Genomic DNA, 17,991 nt, shown 5'->3' with positions numbered 1-17,991 from the left:
GAGGTCTGTCTAAGGTATAGTTTTCTTTGGAAAAAAAAATAAACACCGAAGGAGACCTCTTATGAAAAGAATACTGGAAATTGAAGAAAATTCCAATAGTCCAACGATTGATTTGCTTGAAAAAGCAATCCGCGCAAGAGCACGTGAAGTAATTGAAAGTCTTTACGAGGATGAAGTTCAGCGTTTTCTTAATAAAACTTCTTCTATCGTAGACAAAACCGGAAACAAACTTGTAGTAAGAAACGGCTTTCACAAAGAACGGACAATTCTTACTACAAACGGTTACGTTACAGTCAGGCTTCCCAGAGTTGATGACCGTGCACTTGAAGAAAAGGATCGCTTTGTAAGCAAAGTCCTTCCTCCGTTTGCAAGAAAAACTCCGACAGTAGAAGCAATACTTTCCGCTGCCTACCTTGCAGGAATTTCTTCAAACAAGTTCTCAGCCATGCTCCATGATGTTCTTGGTGAAGAAGCAAAGGGCCTGAGTCCGTCAGTCATAACAAAGCTTACTGTAAAATGGCAGGCTGAATATGACGAATGGCGCAAACGTGATCTTTCCGGAAAGGGATACGTTTATGTTTGGGCAGACGGAATTTACGTAAAGTCCCGGCTTGACGGTGAAAAGACCTGCCTTCTGGTAATAATTGGCGTAACTGTTGAAGGCAAAAAAGAACTTGTGGCTGTACAGGCCGGAATTCGCGAGTCAACGGAAAGTTGGCGTGGAGTTTTGCTTGATTTGAAATTCCGCGGACTGACAAAAGCGCCAAAATTGGCAGTCTGCGACGGAGCGCTTGGGTTTCAAAATGCAGTTGATGAAATCTGGGGCCAGCTAAAAATTCAGAGATGCTGGTTCCACAAGTCCATGAACATTCTGGACAAATTGCCTGACTGTGTGCAGACTCAGGCCACAAAAATGATTCGGGATATGTGGCAGGCAGACAAACGTGCAAACGCCTTGAAAGCCTGCGACTTATTTATAGAAACTTTCGGAAAAAAATATCCGAAGGCAACGGAATGTCTTGAAAAAGACAAGGAAGATTTGTTCCGCTTTTATGATTATCCGGCGGAACATTGGGCTCACATTAGAACGTCGAATCCGATTGAATCGACATTTGCAACAGTCAGGTTGCGCCACAAGTCAACAAAAGGAAACGGCTCTTCCGCTGCTTCTGTTGCAATGGCTTTCAAGCTTTGTCTTCAGGCAGAGAAAAACTGGCGACGGCTCAGGGGATTTAAACAACTTGAACTTGTCGCCAAAAATATAATTTTTGTGGACGGTGAACAAATGAAGGCTGCCTGATGAAAAAGACACTTTTTTTCAATCCACAACAATTGACAATAACTCAACATTTAATTTCTGAAGGAATAAAAACACTAAAATCTCTTTCTCAAAAAATTGGCACAACAAAAATGAAAGAACCTTCATTTTTAATGGTTCTTACGGCTGTTGGAGATTATGCGTATAAAAGAGAAGATGGAATTTTAGTTGTTCCGATTTGTTGTCTAAAAAATTAATTTTTTTGTAAATTATTTTTGCCAAGTTTACCAACAAAATATAAAAATTGACATAACAGGGAGTGTCACCGCTAAAAAAAATATCAAACATCAAATCAGCATAGGTGAATTTCATTGTAAATTAAAGAAGAAAGGACCGAGAATATTTTTCTTAGTTAAAATTGCTAAAGTATTAATTATCATTTTCTTTTCCGACCTCTTTAGCACTTACCAAATATGTATCGTAATGAATTGTAAATTTTGAATTATTGAAGGGTGTTTCGTCAGGCTTTTCAAATTTAAATATTTTTCCTAAGTTTTTTACTTTTTTCTGTGGTAAAGAATAAACGATAATTTCATAGTTGTTTGGATTTTGCATACCAGTATCAAGTTCATTTCGAGATAAATTAAATTCAATTTTATCTTGAACGGATTTTACTTCAACATTGATTTGCTGATTATTGCTATTTGTATATGTTATATCGTAGCCTAAATTATCATTACCGACTTCAGTTACTCCAAAATATTCTGCATTTTTTGATAACCAATCTACATTAGTTTTTCCGTATTTCTTACATAAATTATCATAAACAGCAAGCTCTGCTGCCCGACCATTAATTTGTTTGATTTCGTCTTCAGTCTGATAATTTCTATCGAAAGAATTATGACCATTTTGTGTCTTCACATGGCTGTGACTTTCTGATACATCAACTTTCTCAGTCTGAATTCCTTCCTCGTACTCTGCACCTTCTGCAAGTTTTTTTGCTTCTTCATTAATTTCTTGCTGACTTTTTGGTTTGAATTTAGGAGTTTGATTTTCAGTTTGTCTTTCTTCGAGTTTATCTAATGAGTCAAATAACAAGTACAAATTTAATTTTTCTTCAGGTAGCTTATCTTTTAATGATTCATAAAATTTATTATTTTGCTTTTTACCAGCTATAATTTCTTCCAAGTCATTAGGCTTAAAGCTGTTTAATTCTGAAATCGTAACAGAAAAGCTTTCTTCAAATAGTTTATCGACATCGACAGAAATTGAGTTCTGAATTATAGGCTGAGTTGATAAAAATCCAGTTCTCTTCAATTCATAATTTTTAATGTCTTTTGACTCTTTATACTTATTATACAAATAAACATTATACAGAGACCGTAATTCTCTTTTACGAACATCAAATTTATTTTTCCAATATTTTTGGATATTTAGATTAATGGCTGAATAAGAATTGAAGTCTTCAATGTCGATTTTCAATTTACCAAACAGAACAATAATTAATTCAAAATTCTTCTCTTCATTAATATTGTCATAGTTCAATTTATTAAAGTATTCTTTATCAATTCCCCAATAGTCAGCGATTTGAGAGGCAGTATAGTCTTCTTCAAAAGTCTTTTTTTTGCATTCTGTAATAGCTAACCAAAAGTCTAAACAGGGATCAAAGTCTTTATTTAATAATTCCCGGGCTTTTTTTATTGTTTCTTTTGCAGCTCCTCCCTTATAATCAGACAATAATTCATCACGTCTTTCTGATGTTGCTTCAAATATTTGACTAAAGAACTGCTTTTCTTTGTATACATTCAATATTATAGTTATGATATCAGCGATGGCATCTGCAAAATGTGAGTCAAATCTTAATGTTGAGAAATCGTTACAATAGTCAGATATTTTTACATAGGCGATTTTTTTCTTTTGATCTGTTTCTTCATTTTCATTTCCTAGCCCTAAATAAACAGTATCAAAATCATTTAAGTCATCTTCATGTTTAACATCATTCACATAATAAGTCACGTGAATATTATTGCCTAATATAATTTGGGTATTATTTAATTTACTTGCGTCATTTGTTTTTTCGCTTGAAAGCAATCTACAAGCAAGAATATAAGGTTTATATTCCTGTAAAGCAGCTGAAAAATCCGTATTTATTTTTTCATCATTTATCTGGTATTTTGCTGAAATATGAGAATCTGTTAATTCCAAATTCTTAATACCAAATAAATCATCAACTCTTCCTTCTTTAGTATCAAAACAAAATATCTTGTAATTTGCTAAAATTTTATCGCTGAATACTTTTGCATATAAATACCTGGCTTCTTTTATTGGTTTATAATCATAACTACCTTGATATTTGACTAAAACACTACCATTTTTTATAAAATTCGTATAATTAGAACCTTTTTCCAATAAAACTCTTGATGCTGTGCCCTTCATTTTATTGTATATTGATTTACCAATAACATGCTCAGAGTCAAGTCTAGGTAATTCCATGAACAATTCATATTTGATATCTGTTGGTATGTCAGAAAAGGTTTCGGCAACACCAAGCTTAACTAGCAGTCCATTAATTTCACTGTCCGAAGTATTACATTTTGATTTTATATAGTCATAATTGATTTTTGGCATAAATATAACATCATCAACGGATAATTTTTCTAAACAACAATGTGAGACATCTTTTTTGCCTTTCTCGGTAAGAAGCCAAGGTGTATTTTTCAACTGGTAAAGGAAATATGGTGCCATTTGTTCTTTGTTAAATGTTCTAAGATACATATTTCCATGAGCATAAGTAATTTTTGATTCTGGATTTAATTCATGTTCAGAACTTATTAATTCTCGGATTTTAGAATCTTTTAAAAAATAGATTATCAAGTCATCGATATTACCTTCTTCGATAATTTTTTTATAATTTTCTATCGTAGAAACTTGAATTAAACGGAATCCATAATCATAAAGGTCACTTCTTGAATAATATCCTTCAGATACAAAGTATTGTCTTTTGGTAAAGCAGAAATTAATATATTTTCTGGATTCTTCAGAATTTATAGTAAGTTTCTTTGATTCTTCTCTAGGAAACCATGAAACTTTAAGCCATTCATAAAATGTTATAACTTTATTTTTATCATCATCACCAAATAATTCTAAATCATACTTTAAGAAGTTATCTGTATAAATAGAAATAATATTTTCAAGAGATTCATTACCATATTCCTTTCCAAAATAACATTCTGTGGCTTTTACAAATTTATTATCCCGAGAAATTACAGGTACTTTTACTTCTCCCAATTCACGTTCTTCTGTTTCTTCATCATTTTTTGAAGGTGTAGTATAGAAAGTATAAAGCCATCTTAGAACAAGAATTACATTATTTTCTGTAAGATTATCATTTAAATCTCTTACTACGTTTCGAACTAAATTAACAAACCTGTATCTAAACAATGAAAAACTTTTATATGTAGTTTCTTGTACATCTTGACTGACATCTTGCAATAGGATATTTTGCATTTTTCTATTTAAGAAACGCAGTTTTAGCCATGGAAAATTTGGCTCGATAAAATTAGCTTTTTCTTTAGGCCGAGCAAAAGTTTGAATACCAAGGGGTATCGGATTTTCATCTTCATCAGAAAGGAGCTTATAACCTTCACCTGAGACCTGAGAATCAGAGTTTATAAGTCTAATCAAGTAACTTTTTTTCTCAATTGTATAAACTTGATGATTTGTGTCAGAATCAATTGCAGAATTTAATTTTTCTTGAAAATCTGCTTTATCATAGAATTTTAGATTTGCTATACCAGTAATATAATCTGAAATTACTTTTTCATTCTGGCTATCCTTTAATAATGTGCTAAAAGTATTCTTATCAAGTAATTTCGCATAAGTACAATTATCTTTTATCAATGCTGAAAACTTTGGTCCATCAGTTAATGAAATGTACTCATCGTTTATTGTTGGGAAAACTTTTGCAGTTTTTAATTCTTCATATACTTTTCCATTAAATTTATAAGCTTCCAAAGAGGTGTCTATTTCATTTGTAAGTAATAGTTTTAAAGGGTCATACGTTGCAATTCCATTTTCTTTTTCTTTTGCAATTTCTACAGCCGTAGAAGCTAAGAATTTTGCCAACAATTCTACTAATTCTCTGTTGTATTCATCATCTTTTACAAGTTCATTACGGTTTGAAGTCAATTCAAAAGTAGCATGTATAAAAGCCGGAAATGAAATTTTTACATCTGTTTTAAAATATGTATATAAAACATTTGCTGCTTTCTTATTGGCTTTATCGTAGGCAATAGTAATTTCGTATTCTTTATCAGTTTTTTCAGTTTTACTTCCAGCTGGAGTTGAATATAAAGTCCAAACAGTATTTGTAGTAGTTCCATCCTTCGTTTCAGATAGCGTAATTAAATTATTCTTTTTGTTTTTCTCAAATATCTTAATTCTACCGTTTTCAATTAATTCTATCTTTCGAGTTTTTCTCAAAAATAATAATACTTCTGGCTCTAAAGAATTAATCTGCTCTTTTATAGAATCAGCAATATCTGTATTAACTGTTAGTTCAATTGTGGTAGTAAAGCCTTTTTCAGGAGACAGTTTATTCGCTGTATCAGGACATGAAAGAACTGCAATTGGGCAAGGTGCAATGTTTTTTAATTCATCTTCATATTCTGGATGTTTGGCCAAAATATCGTTCAACCAACCATTCGTTATTTTTTCAGAAAATGACAAGGTAAAATCATTTGAAATTATTTTTATTTCATTAGTCCAATTCAACAGGGAGCGGAAACCAATTCCTTTATAACCAATAGTTCCTCCGCCATGAAATTTGGAACTGTTACAAACATAAAGAATTGATTTTACGCCTTTTGACGAGAAAGGCTTGCCAGTATTCGATATTCTTAAAACATTGGCATTTAATTCAATTTTTATTTGCCCCTGTTCTTCGGTGGCCTGGTCTTCTGCATTTTGAATTAATTCATATAATTGGCGGCCTTTATAATCGGTCGTAAATGCTTGCGAAGTTTGATAATCACTTATAATTCTATCTACCGAATCAAAGTATGATTTTTTTATTTTATTAATTTCATTATTTACAATTTCTTCAATATTGCTCATTTTTTATATCCAACTTCAACCTTATTTATCTGACTTTTACAAATTATGAAAACTTCCTGAAAGCTTCAAATAAAGCTTTGCCGGTAATGGTTCTGTTTCTGCAGGCTCTACTTGCCCAAAACAGGGCTTTGAATGAAACGGATGTTCATTTTTGGATTCAACACTGCTGACAACATGTTTAAACAGACGAATTTTCAATCATGAAGTGACAAAAATCATTACTTCTCGTGGAAAATCCACAAAAGGATGGTTTTACGGACTGAAACTTCATGAAGTTTGCAGTGAAAATGGACTTCTTGAATCGGTTTATTTTACAAGTGGCAATGCAAATGACAGTAAGACAGTTGAAAAACTTACTGAAAAGATGACAGGAAGATTTTTTGCAGATGCGGGATATCTCAAGAAGAATGGAATATTCTAAAAAAACGGGACATCATTGAATCTGATTGGGGAGTGATGAAACAGAACTTTTTCTTAGAATATCATCAGGCAAGAGGTATTGAGAGTTATAATCAAAAGTTGTGGATTGCCTGAGAAGGCATAGAAAAAGAGGTCTGTCTAAGGTATAGTTTTCTTTGGAAAAAAAATAAACACCGAAGGAGACCTCTTATGAAAAGAATACTGGAAATTGAAGAAAATTCCAATAGTCCAACGATTGATTTGCTTGAAGAAGCAATCCGCGCAAGAGCACGTGAAGTAATTGAAAGTCTTTACGAGGATGAAGTTCAGCGTTTTCTTAATAAAACTTCTTCTATCGTAGACAAAACCGGAAACAAACTTGTAGTAAGAAACGGCTTTCACAAAGAACGGACAATTCTTACTACAAACGGTTACGTTACAGTCAGGCTTCCCAGAGTTGATGACCGTGCACTTGAAGAAAAGGATCGCTTTGTAAGCAAAGTCCTTCCTCCGTTTGCAAGAAAAACTCCGACAGTAGAAGCAATACTTTCCGCTGCCTACCTTGCAGGAATTTACGTAAAGTCCCGGCTTGACGGTGAAAAGACCTGCCTTCTGGTAATAATTGGCGTAACTGTTGAAGGCAAAAAAGAACTTGTGGCTGTACAGGCCGGAATTCGTGAGTCAACGGAAAGTTGGCGTGGAGTTTTGCTTGATTTGAAATTCCGCGGACTGACAAAAGCGCCAAAATTGGCAGTCTGCGACGGAGCGCTTGGGTTTCAAAATGCAGTTGATGAAATCTGGGGCCAGCTAAAAATTCAGAGATGTTGGTTCCACAAGTCAACAAAAGGAAACGGCTCTTCCGCTGCTTCTGTTGCAATGGCTTTCAAGCTTTGTCTTCAGGCAGAGAAAAACTGGCGACGGCTCAGGGGATTTAAACAACTTGAACTTGTCGCCAAAAATATAATTTTTGTGGACGGTGAACAAATGAAGGCTGCCTGATGAAAAAGACACTTTTTTTCAATCCACAACAATTGACAATAACTCTGTATATCTTTCCAGATTATTTCAATACAAGAACTAATTGAGTGATTAATATAAAAATAAACATATTTTTATATTAACTAATAATTGCAAGACATTAAGTAACTTTTTTAGAAACTCTTAATGCCTTTAATTTTTCTGTATATTTTACCCAAACTAGAATAGATAGTCGGATTAATAAAAAATAAAAGCAATGCAATTTTTCTTCTAAAATTATTTTTTTCTAATAAAAATCTCGGAAAACGCTTTCGAAAATTTTTCATCAATTCATCCCGAATTTCAGGATACGCATTCGGCGTTTTATCAAGCATATTTATTAATTGAAAATAGGAATTGCTAAGTTGTGCATTTGCTACAGAAACCGCACTAGGAGCATAACGCTTAACTATTTCAATAATTTCTTCACAAAGCGGTATTAAAGTTGCGTCTTTTGGAGTAAAATTTTTATTTCCAGCAGAATTTTTTCTTTGTAAATAGTGATATTTAGGAAGCATATTGTAGGCAATTTTACCGCCAAGTTCAGCTCCTTTTGCTATAGCTTTTATACAATAAAGTCTATCCTCTCCATTAATATAATTTTCATCATAAAAAAGTCCATCTATTACAGTTCTACTAAAAAGTTTATTCCATGTAAGAGATATTCGATTATAAATTTCTCTGTTAATTGCATTAATACAGTCTATAGTATCAAAAAAAGAAACTGGTTTCCAAGACAGAAGATCTAATCTATCATTATCAGATTCTAAATAATTATCCCAACCAACAACAGAGATTAGAGCATCATTATCAGTTAAAGTCTTATATAAAAATTCATATGTATCAATTTCGACAAAATCATCAGGGTCTATAAAACCTACATATTGCCCTTGAGCAATTTTTAAGCCTTCATTTCGCGCAGAAGAAACTCCACCATTTAGCTTGTGAAGAACTTTTACTCGTTTATCTTTCTCAGCCCATTTATCGCAAAGTATACCACTTTTGTCTGGACTTCCATCATCGATAAGAATAATTTCTATATTTTTCCATGTTTGATTAACAAGACTATTCATACATCGATCAATATATTTTTCTACCTTGTAAACAGGAATAATAATAGAAATAAGAGACTCTGTAACCATAATCTATTACATCCTTCCGTCAAGAAACTTTCCAGTTTCCTTATGATTAAAATTCGGAATCATTTCATTGAACAAATCAATCAGGTCCCCGCGGGTCCACTCACCTTTCTTTTTCATTGAGACTATTGTGTCTGTAAAATGCTGAAGTAACTTTTCGTCATAGTTTACTCCATTCTTGATTACGCCAAGTGATTCGAAGCGGTTCAATACAATTGTTTCGTTTGCTGTGTAGAACTCTTCAAAATCTTTTTCACCGGTTGTATCGCTTTTAAAAAAATAAACCGGATACTTATGTTTTGCCTTAAGTTCTAAAACACTTGCACGGGCTTCATCTTCGGTTGCGCACTGAACAGGTTCATATCCAAGATTCTTTAGATATTTTTCTGCAATTGAGCTGAATGTAACAAGATTCAAATCATGGTCCAACTTCGGAAAGAACAAATCGCGGTTTTCTCCAAGCAGACATGACATCATACAAAGTTCACCAGCTTCCTTAGGAGTTACAAAATAACGGCGGACATCATTAGGAGCAGAAAGTGGTTGATTCTTTTCCAAGCGGCGGTTAAATCCGTAAAGCAAAGAACCGTCACTGAATGCAACATTTGCAAAGCGTGCTGTTGAAACCGGCATTTCTACTGAACGGCGATTCAGGTAAAACTCCATAATACGTTTTGAAGCACCCATCATATTTACTGGGTTTGCAGCCTTGTCGGTAGAAACACAGAAATATTTTTTTGCATCCATTTCGTGAGCCATCTTCATTGTGGAATCTGTATTGAAGATGTTTGTGTCTATCATTCGCATTAAAGTAAAGGGATCCTTTTCAGAACGCACATGCTTTAAGGCTGATGTATTAAAAACATAATCATAACCGCCGATTCGTTTTTTCTGATTTTCAATAAAAGCCTTAAAAATATCAGAACCGCAGTCAAGTGCAAAGGTCGCAAACTCTCCGTCACCATATCCCACGGATGAACGGATATCGCGAACCAGTTCAACCATGTTGTTTTCTGAAATATCTACAACATGCAGAACTTTAGGATTGCGGACAAAGATTTCACGACAAATTGCAGAACCTATTGTGCCGGCTCCACCGATTACCAGGAACTTTGAATTCTTTACAATTTCAGAAAGAACTTTTTCGTTAGTTTTAATGTCTGCTTCCAATAAAGGAGCTGTACGTCCAATAAAAGGGAGAATGTTATCAATCATAATTTATTTTCCTTACAGAGATATTCCGTGATGATATACTTACAAAACTTTTTCTTTCCTTTTCCAAAGAGAGAAAAACCTGCTTTGGAGATTCCTCTCATTGAAGCTGTATTATCATCACAACAAAAAATATAAAAGACTTTATACATATCAACCTGCTTACACATTAAATAATTTAGCATTAATGGATAGAATCCATTTCCTCTATATTCTTTTTGTGTAAAACAAGGACCAAATTGTAATGTATTTTTTTCCATATATGGAAATCTAAGATTCTTAGTCATTTGATAGCAATAAGAAACTTCAATTCCATTTTTATTGAATAAGCCATAACGCTTAAATTCTTTTCCGCATAAAATCTTATGCAGAATAACAAATGCTATATTTTTGTACCCCCCCCCACAATTTACAAGAAGTTCTTCTAATCTCAAAATCTGATAACAGAGTACATGGAACCACGTCTTTAGCGGATTTCTTGTAGTATAAATACATATTCATATCCCCGATTTAGCAAATCCATGGTTTAAGTTCTTCGGGTACAGGAGGAAGTCCCTTAAACCATTTTTGCCATACACTTGATTTTGGTTTTAATACCGCAATAACTGTTGCTAAGATTAGTTTGAAGTAATTACCAAGGGTCTTGTGTTCAACATACCAGCATTCAAGCTGGCCTTTATATGGAGTAATTACTTTGTCATGAAAATATTCCGGATTATCTACTTTATGAAGTATATCTTCTTCATCACGAAATACTACTGAACCAATACCAGAAAGCCCGGGAACTGTTCTTGCCATAGTATTTTGAACTTCTTCATTATAAAGTGCAAAATGCTTTGGAACGAAAGGTCTGTACCCAATTACACTCATTTGTCCGATAAAAATATTTATCAACTGCGGGAGTTCATTTATCTTTGTTTTACGTAGAAAATTACCCATTGGCAAGATACGAGGGTCATGATCTGCAGTAATCAAACCGCCAGCCATATTGGGACTGTTGCGAAGCATTGTTGCAAATTTTAAAACTTTAAAAGGTTTATTACCCTTTCCTATTCTAGTCTGACCATAAAATATATCATGCTCACCGGTAAGTTTTAAACCAATCATAATCGGAATCATGAATGGAAATAAAATTACAATTGCAAAAAATGAAAATAAAATGTCAAAGAATCGAGTCATAGAACTTCCTTTTAAGAGTATATTTTATTGATTAGCAATTTCAGATAAAACTTCTTTTATAGTTTGAACCGTGTATTCAATATCCGTTTTAGTAAGCTGCGTTGTAGCCGGAATATTCAAAACGCGACGGGCGTAATAAACAGATTTTTCCATTTTGTATGTTTCTTCACCAAGGTAGGGTTTCTGTTCATTAATCAAGCCCCAGATTGCACGGGTCTGAATCCCCTTGTCACCAAGTTTTGTAATTACTGTACGCATTTCAACATTGTGGAGTTTATCCATATCAAGAACCAAAGAATAAAACCACTGATTTGAATATGTTCCTTTGCGAAATCCCAATAAATAACCGTATTCATAATCCCTAAAAAGTTCTACATACCGGTCATAGTTCTTATGCTTTCTTTCAATGAAGTCCGAAAGTTCTTCCATCTGGGCAACACCAAGGGCAGCCTGAAGATTTGTCATACGGTAGTTATACCCGATTTCATTATGGATATAATAATGCGGATCATCTTTTGCCTGTGTTGAAAGATAGCGCAGATGGTCTACCATTTTAGGTTCACGACAAGTAATAGCTCCACCACCACCTGTTGTTATAATTTTATTACCGTTGAAGGAATAGCAGCCGTAGTCACCAATAGTTCCTGCAAACTTGCCCTTATATTTGCCTTCCGTATAGTGTGTTCCAAGAGCTTCTGTAGAATCTTCAATTACTTTAAGATTGTATTTGGCTGCTGTATCCATAATAGATTCCATATCAGCCATATTACCAAAGACGTGAACAACAACAATTGCCTTTACAATTTTATTAGTTTTCTTATGAACTAATTTTCCGTTTGTAAAATTACATTCTTCTTCACAGAAAGAACGAAGTTTGATTGGATCCATTGTCAATGTATCATCACAGTCAATAAAAAGAGGTGTTGCAAACTGATATTTAACAGGGTTTACCGCCGCAATAAAAGTTACCGGCGGAACGAGCACCATATCTCCAGGTTTTACACCGGCATCAACAAGACTCAAATGAAGAGCTGAAGTACCACTCTGAACGCATGCAACATTTTCTACATGAAGAAATTTTCCAAGCTGCTCTTCCATTTTTGTGATATAAGCACCGCCGGTAGAAACCCATTCGGTTTTTACAGCTTCATCAACGTACTTTTGTTCATTCCCCTCAAAATTTGGAACTGAAAGAGGTATAAACTTTTTATGTTCTTCTGACATAATTTTGTTACTCCTTTAAGAACTGAATTCCTGCATTTTTAACATGCAATAAACATTATATAAAAAAGGATTTGAGCATTTACCCAAAATCCATTTAAATGGCATTAATAGCTTTACTATTATTCCTATAGGAAAACGATAAGCAATTTTAAGATTTGAATAGGCCTTCCTGAAACCAAAATATTTTTCAAGATAGGCATTAAAATTAGTAATGTGTCTAATGTTTCTTGAACCGTTGGAAATTATGACATCTCCAGCACTTAAACGGTCATTCCACTTTGTTAAAAAAAAATCTATCAAACTTGCATTTGTATTGTATTTTTCAAAGTACGGGATTGTCTTTTGCTGCATAAGCCCTATAACTTTTCCCCGAATTTCTAGAATAGTCCAACCTGCCATTTGGTCATTTTCTTTTAAATAACAGGCGTAAAATTCATGATTGCCACTTAATAAAAGACTTTGAATATATGATTCAAATGATTCTTTATTAACATCTTTAGGTCTTTCCTTCTCGTCATATCCATCAAAAGATGCTTTGTAAACTTCGAACATAGCATCAAGTTCATCGGCAGGATTTATTGACTTTGCGTAACAGAACTTATTGGCTTTAGTAATTTCGTAGCGTTTTTTTGATGGCAACAAAGACAAATCATAAGCATCTGTTTTTACTGTAAACCACCAGGAAGTTTCTTTTCCTACATCAAAATCAGTAATATAGGATGCAAACAAGGACTGCTGCCCCCCCCCGTTCGTTTGTAAAGTATTTTTTATTTTCTTAAAAGTCAGATTTTCTTTTACCGGAACTTCTGGATTTTTTAGAATATAAGCATGGTTATAATAGACAAACTCTGGCATCGCTACTTATTACCTTTACTACGAAATAATTTTTGGAACATAAAACCTCTTAACCAATTTGGCATAAGTGCTTGAACACACAAACGGATAAAGACATTTTCCAAATACATTGGGAATGAAATTATTTTGTGATTAAGCATCCATTTTTGAAGTTTTGCTTCACTTTTAAAATATTTCCAACCACCACGGCGTTTGTACATTTCCTTACCAACTCGTACATAAACCAAAGTGTCTGGAATATTACAAAAAACAGCGCCTTGTAAAAGCATTCGGCAATACAAAAAATAATCTTCGTTATAATGCCAATCCTGATAATTCCCGGCTTTTTTAACCATATGACTATGCAACAGTATAGTCATATGGTTAAAAGGACACCTCCTTCGGAGGTACCTTTTAACCATGTGATCTTCAAGAGGGACTTCTCTTTTGCCAACTACATTTTTTGGATTGTCAATAAACTCTTCAATTTGACCGCCAATTACATCGTATTCCGGATGTTCCATCGCTACTTTTAATTGCTTTTCAAAACGGTCAGGAACACTAATATCATCTGCATCCATTATTGCAATATATTCATATTTCGCATGATCAACGGCCAGGGCATGTGCCATGCCCTGGCCGTTATTTTGCGCACTGCGCAAAATAACGGCCTGGAATTCGCGCTCAAAGCGCGTAACTTTTTTATCAAGTTCTTTTGGTATTGGACCATCAACTGTAATTATAATTTCGTTCGGTTTTACAGTCTGGTTATATATGCTTAAGAAAGCTTTTTCAAAATCTTCAGGATTGTCATTTTTATAACAACCAATAGTAGCTGAAAACTTTGGATAATTTATTTTTTTTTCACTCATTCTATTCTCCGAAATTTAAGTCAACTATAAAATGCTTTTCTCTTTTATCTACTGGTGGAATCTGCATATAGTCTCCATACAAAGAAGAAAGATACTTATCGTAATTCTTACAAATAAAGGCTTTATGTCCTTCAAATGTGCATTCAGCCGGAGGAACTATATCGTCTCTATTTTGAATCTCTCCAAAATAGTGGGCACGTCCTGTCGGAACAGTAATATATTTTGTTTCTTTTTTAGAATATTTTTTCGCTACTTTATCACATTTCTCATACCATTTTTGGTATGATTTGTAAGAAAAAAGACGGCCAATAAAAAGTCTTTTACTCATAGACTTCTTTCCTTCTTTAGTTGAAGTTAGAAGTTTTGTTACAGGGCAGTTTCTCCGCTGATAAAGTTTTGTACAAACTCCTACAAACTGATAAAAATTATTCCAAAAACCATGCCAAAGTCTGGCAATTTTTCCATTGGGAACATTTTCTAACGGAAACAAATCAATACCAATAGCTGGATTTTCTTCAGAGAATTCATAAACTGTTTTAATTACAGTGCCTTTCTTTTCTATTTTAATAAAAGGAAGATTATAGTTTTCACTTACACCTGGTCCTACAAGATTATATTTTCCAGGAAAATGTTTTTCTAATGCTGCAGGAAACTTATCATAGTCACTTCGAAGCATATTTAGATCCAAGTCGTCATCCCAAGGAATGAAACCCTTGTGGCGCACAGCACCTAAACAAGAACCACCTCCCAACATTACAGATAAACCTTCTTTTTCACAGGCTTCCTGAATATCAAGAAACATTCCTAGAAGAGTAGTTTTAAGTTTTTGAGCTTCATCTTCTTTTAATTCCCTAAGTGGGATATCAGATTGCAAAAGCAACTCTGTAAGATTCATTATTATTTCTCCAAAGATTCTGCAGTGTTTTTATAAGCAGTCGACAAGTTAATTACAGCTTTCCAACCTAAATCTTTCAGAATAGCAGTATCTACATTTAAATACCCATCTGGACGGAATCCTGTATTTGCGCTTAATGCATCTTTGAATACATTTGAGCAAGTGATGTTTTTACCGTTCATGACAGATTCTTTATTGCATCTGTTTCCAGATTCATTAAACTTAGGGAGGGAGTATATTTGTGTAGTTGTTTCGTTACCGACATTTGTTTTTACCTCTAAATTATCCTTACCAAAAGTTTTAAGTACTAACATACCCATATCTTTTACAGAACAGTAAGTGTCTTCATTTGCAACATTATAAGTTTTTCCAATCTCACCTTTCGCTAAAAGAGTAAGAATAGCTGTTACAGCGTCCATTGTATACAAATAAGAATTTTCTTTTGTTCCGGCTGTTTTAAGCTCGATATTTTTATTTTCCAAAGCACAACGCATCATGTAAGCGAATACACGATTATCTTCATATTTTACGCCAGGACCAAAAGTTTGAACCAAACGTGCTACACGGACAGGAACTTTGTATTCACTTGCATAGCTGGCACAAAGATTTTCTGCCAGACGTTTTGCTTCAGGATAACTTGAACGAGACGAAGTTAAATCTATCTTGCCCAAATCATCTTCTGAAAGTTTTCTTTTATCTGTAATTTCACCAAAGACTTCCATACTTGAAAGATGAACCATTGCGTTCACCTTTTTATCTTTAGCAAGATTTAACATGTTGTCAGTGCCGTCAATTATTGTCTTAATAGTTTCTACCGGATGTTCTGTAAAGAAAGCAGACGCTGTAGGACAGGCTCCGTGCATAATGTAATCAATTTTTTCATTGATTTCAGGCAATTTATCCACAGAACCTTGAACAAAAGTTAAAGGAACTCCATCTGCAAGAACTTCTTTATACTGTGCCTTTGCTTTTTCCAAATCACGAACCAAAGCAAGCACTTTTATTCTGGATTCCTTTGTAATCGATTGGTATAACAAAGCGCAAGTGAATGTATATCCGATTAAACCTGTTGCTCCGGTTACAAGAAAAGTTTTATCATTGAAATCTGCCCACGGAATAAAAGAAGCGTTTACGCAATAATCTAAATCTTCTTTGAATACTTTATTTTCTGTCCACATAATTTTTTCCTATAAACCAAAAATCTGCTGATTCTCACGCACTTCATATAAAGCTCGTGAAGTATAAAAATCAGCGGGGGTTGTAATTTTTATGTTGTCGAAATTGCCAGGAACTGTATAAAGTTCATGTCCGTAATACTGCATAAGACAGGCAGAATCTATCATGTTGATTTTGCCTTCTTTTTGTGCTTTTCTGTGAGCTTCCAAAAGTTCTCCCAAATAAAAACTCTGAGGAGCTCGGGCTAAAGAACATTTTGAACGGTCTGTAATTGTTTTGATTTTATTGTCTTCTGTAGTAACAATGGTCTCAATAGCGGGAACAACTGTAATACCAGAACCATATTCTTTTACAGATTTTATACAATTTGAAATAAGATCATCATTTACAAAAGGCCGAACTCCGTCATGGACCAAAACAATAGAATCTGCCGGGCAGTGCTTTTCAAGTTCTGCAAGCCCATTGTAAATAGATATCTGGCCGGTTTCTCCGCCAGGGACGACCCATTTTACTTTGTCCAAATCATATTTGTCCAATAATTTCCAAAGAATTTTGATCCAATCTTCCTTGCAGACAACAACAATATTGTCAATTTCAGGATGATTTTGAAAATTCTCCAAAGTGTGAATTATGATCTCTTTTCCATAAAGCTGCAAAAACTGCTTAGGTTTTGCACGGCTGTTCATACGAGTGCCGGAACCACCGGCAAAAATTAATACATTATTCATTATTTTACCCTTTTATCAAAATCCCCAAACATCGAGGAAAGAGGTATTTTAGACTATTTGTTGCATAAATTTTTTTATAATATTTTATAGAATAACCAAGAACTTTTATTTTATTTCCTGCCTTTCTGGCTTCAAAGAAATCTTTAGCTTTATATATGATATCTTTTATATCTTCATTCGCACCAGGAAATCTTTCAAGAAGTTCTTCACAAAATATAAGTCTGTCTGTTTTAAAACCATTTCGCTTCAACGTAATTTTCAAGCGATCAATAAAAGATGTCTTATGATTTCCTGAAGCATTATTTCCATGAATCCGGTAATTAGTTATCGTCTCAAAAGTATAATTAATTCCCTTTGACGCTAAAGCACAAACTGCAAACCATGCATCGTGATACTCCACTCCAGCAGGGATAGGAAGAGCCTTTTCTAAGAGTTCCCTCGTATACATAGCAGATGTTCCCTGAAATGGATTTCCATAAAACAAAACACGGAACATTTTATCATTATCGTTCCCATCTACAAAATATCCGTCACCGTCAGATAATAAATTCTCTTTCAACGTTCCAGTTCCGTCCATAATTTGAGAATTACCAACAGATGCGTCTTTATTTTTTATTCCATTCAATAAAATTTCTAGATGATTAGGCCGCCAGATATCATCCTGGTCACAAAGTGCAACATAATCGCCTTTGCACAGCTGAATCGCATGCTCAAAGTTCTTTGCAAAACCTAAATTACTTATATTCTGAAAAGCGTGAATACGAGAATCTTTTTTTTCATATCCTTTTAAAATGGAATAGGTGTTGTCTTGTGAACAATCATCGCAAACAAACAATTCAAAATCCTTGACTGTCTGACCAATAATTGAATCTAATTGAGAAGAAATATATTTCTCTCCATTATAGGAAGTCATTGCTATGCTAATCATCTAGTAATTTCAAAT

16 protein-coding genes are annotated in these 17,991 nt (G+C 33.9%); 4 read left to right on the top strand and 12 right to left on the bottom strand.

Going from position 1 to position 17,991, the window contains the following annotated elements; genetic code table 11:
- Positions 1-61: 61 nt before the first annotated feature.
- Complete coding sequence (locus IWA51_RS06095; RefSeq protein ID WP_198443603.1) at positions 62-1,300, top strand: IS256 family transposase; 1,239 nt, start codon at positions 62-64, stop codon at positions 1,298-1,300.
- Positions 1,300-1,515, top strand: coding sequence for a hypothetical protein (locus tag IWA51_RS06090; RefSeq protein ID WP_198443602.1), 216 nt, complete (start codon positions 1,300-1,302; stop codon positions 1,513-1,515). The genes IWA51_RS06095 and IWA51_RS06090 overlap by 1 nt, the downstream gene beginning before the upstream one ends.
- A gap of 172 nt (positions 1,516-1,687) precedes the next feature.
- Here the strand turns inward: IWA51_RS06090 and IWA51_RS06085 are convergent, their stop codons facing one another.
- A complete protein-coding gene (locus IWA51_RS06085) occupies positions 1,688-6,373 on the bottom strand; it encodes a protein NO VEIN domain-containing protein (RefSeq protein WP_198443601.1) in 4,686 nt (1,561 codons plus the stop codon).
- A 151-nt stretch (positions 6,374-6,524) separates the two neighbouring features.
- Between IWA51_RS06085 and IWA51_RS06080 the strand changes: the two genes are divergently transcribed.
- Together IWA51_RS06080 and IWA51_RS06075 are read left to right on the top strand one after the other, a co-directional pair.
- Positions 6,525-6,794: a transposase gene (locus IWA51_RS06080; RefSeq protein WP_198443600.1), complete on the top strand. Its 270-nt coding sequence runs from the start codon at positions 6,525-6,527 to the stop codon at positions 6,792-6,794.
- A gap of 188 nt (positions 6,795-6,982) precedes the next feature.
- The gene (locus IWA51_RS06075) at positions 6,983-7,771 is read left to right on the top strand and encodes a transposase (RefSeq protein WP_198443599.1); all 789 of its coding nucleotides are present in this window, start codon (positions 6,983-6,985) and stop codon (positions 7,769-7,771) included.
- 152 nt (positions 7,772-7,923) lie between these two features.
- Here IWA51_RS06075 and IWA51_RS06070 read toward each other — a convergent pair whose 3' ends face one another.
- From IWA51_RS06070 to IWA51_RS06020, 11 genes are all read right to left on the bottom strand, one after another.
- A complete protein-coding gene (locus IWA51_RS06070; protein ID WP_198443598.1) occupies positions 7,924-8,931 on the bottom strand; it encodes a glycosyltransferase family 2 protein in 1,008 nt (335 codons plus the stop codon).
- 6 nt (positions 8,932-8,937) lie between these two features.
- Complete coding sequence (locus IWA51_RS06065) at positions 8,938-10,143, bottom strand: UDP-N-acetylglucosamine 4,6-dehydratase (RefSeq protein ID WP_198443597.1); 1,206 nt, start codon at positions 10,141-10,143, stop codon at positions 8,938-8,940.
- Positions 10,140-10,574: a hypothetical protein gene (locus IWA51_RS06060; protein WP_198443596.1), complete on the bottom strand. Its 435-nt coding sequence runs from the start codon at positions 10,572-10,574 to the stop codon at positions 10,140-10,142. Before IWA51_RS06060 ends, IWA51_RS06065 begins: the two co-directional genes overlap by 4 nt.
- A gap of 76 nt (positions 10,575-10,650) precedes the next feature.
- Positions 10,651-11,319 carry a sugar transferase gene (locus tag IWA51_RS06055; protein ID WP_198443595.1) on the bottom strand — a complete coding sequence of 223 codons (669 nt, stop codon included), beginning with the start codon at positions 11,317-11,319 and terminating at the stop codon, positions 10,651-10,653.
- Positions 11,320-11,343: 24 nt separating this feature from the next.
- Positions 11,344-12,543 carry a LegC family aminotransferase gene (locus tag IWA51_RS06050; RefSeq protein WP_198443594.1) on the bottom strand — a complete coding sequence of 400 codons (1,200 nt, stop codon included), beginning with the start codon at positions 12,541-12,543 and terminating at the stop codon, positions 11,344-11,346.
- Positions 12,544-12,558: 15 nt separating this feature from the next.
- Entirely contained in the window at positions 12,559-13,398 is an 840-nt protein-coding gene (locus IWA51_RS06045) for a hypothetical protein (protein ID WP_198443593.1), read from the bottom strand.
- Positions 13,399-13,400: 2 nt separating this feature from the next.
- The gene (locus IWA51_RS06040) at positions 13,401-14,249 is read right to left on the bottom strand and encodes a glycosyltransferase (protein WP_198443592.1); all 849 of its coding nucleotides are present in this window, start codon (positions 14,247-14,249) and stop codon (positions 13,401-13,403) included.
- 1 nt (position 14,250) lies between these two features.
- Positions 14,251-15,144 (bottom strand): LicD family protein, encoded by an 894-nt coding sequence (locus IWA51_RS06035; protein ID WP_198443591.1) that lies wholly within the window; start codon positions 15,142-15,144, stop codon positions 14,251-14,253.
- Between the two features lie 2 nt (positions 15,145-15,146).
- Positions 15,147-16,322, bottom strand: a complete 1,176-nt coding sequence (locus IWA51_RS06030) for an NAD-dependent epimerase/dehydratase family protein (RefSeq protein ID WP_198443590.1) — start codon at positions 16,320-16,322, stop codon at positions 15,147-15,149.
- Positions 16,323-16,331: 9 nt separating this feature from the next.
- Entirely contained in the window at positions 16,332-17,048 is a 717-nt protein-coding gene (locus tag IWA51_RS06025) for an IspD/TarI family cytidylyltransferase (protein WP_198443589.1), read from the bottom strand.
- A 4-nt stretch (positions 17,049-17,052) separates the two neighbouring features.
- The gene (locus IWA51_RS06020; RefSeq protein WP_198443588.1) at positions 17,053-17,976 is read right to left on the bottom strand and encodes a glycosyltransferase; all 924 of its coding nucleotides are present in this window, start codon (positions 17,974-17,976) and stop codon (positions 17,053-17,055) included.
- Positions 17,977-17,991 lie beyond the last annotated feature (15 nt).

The sequence above is a fragment of the Treponema peruense genome (assembly GCF_016117655.1).
GTDB lineage: Bacteria > Spirochaetota > Spirochaetia > Treponematales > Treponemataceae > Treponema_D > Treponema_D peruense.
Note: the sequence above shows the minus strand (reverse complement) of the source record. Positions and strands in the feature narration are given on the sequence as shown.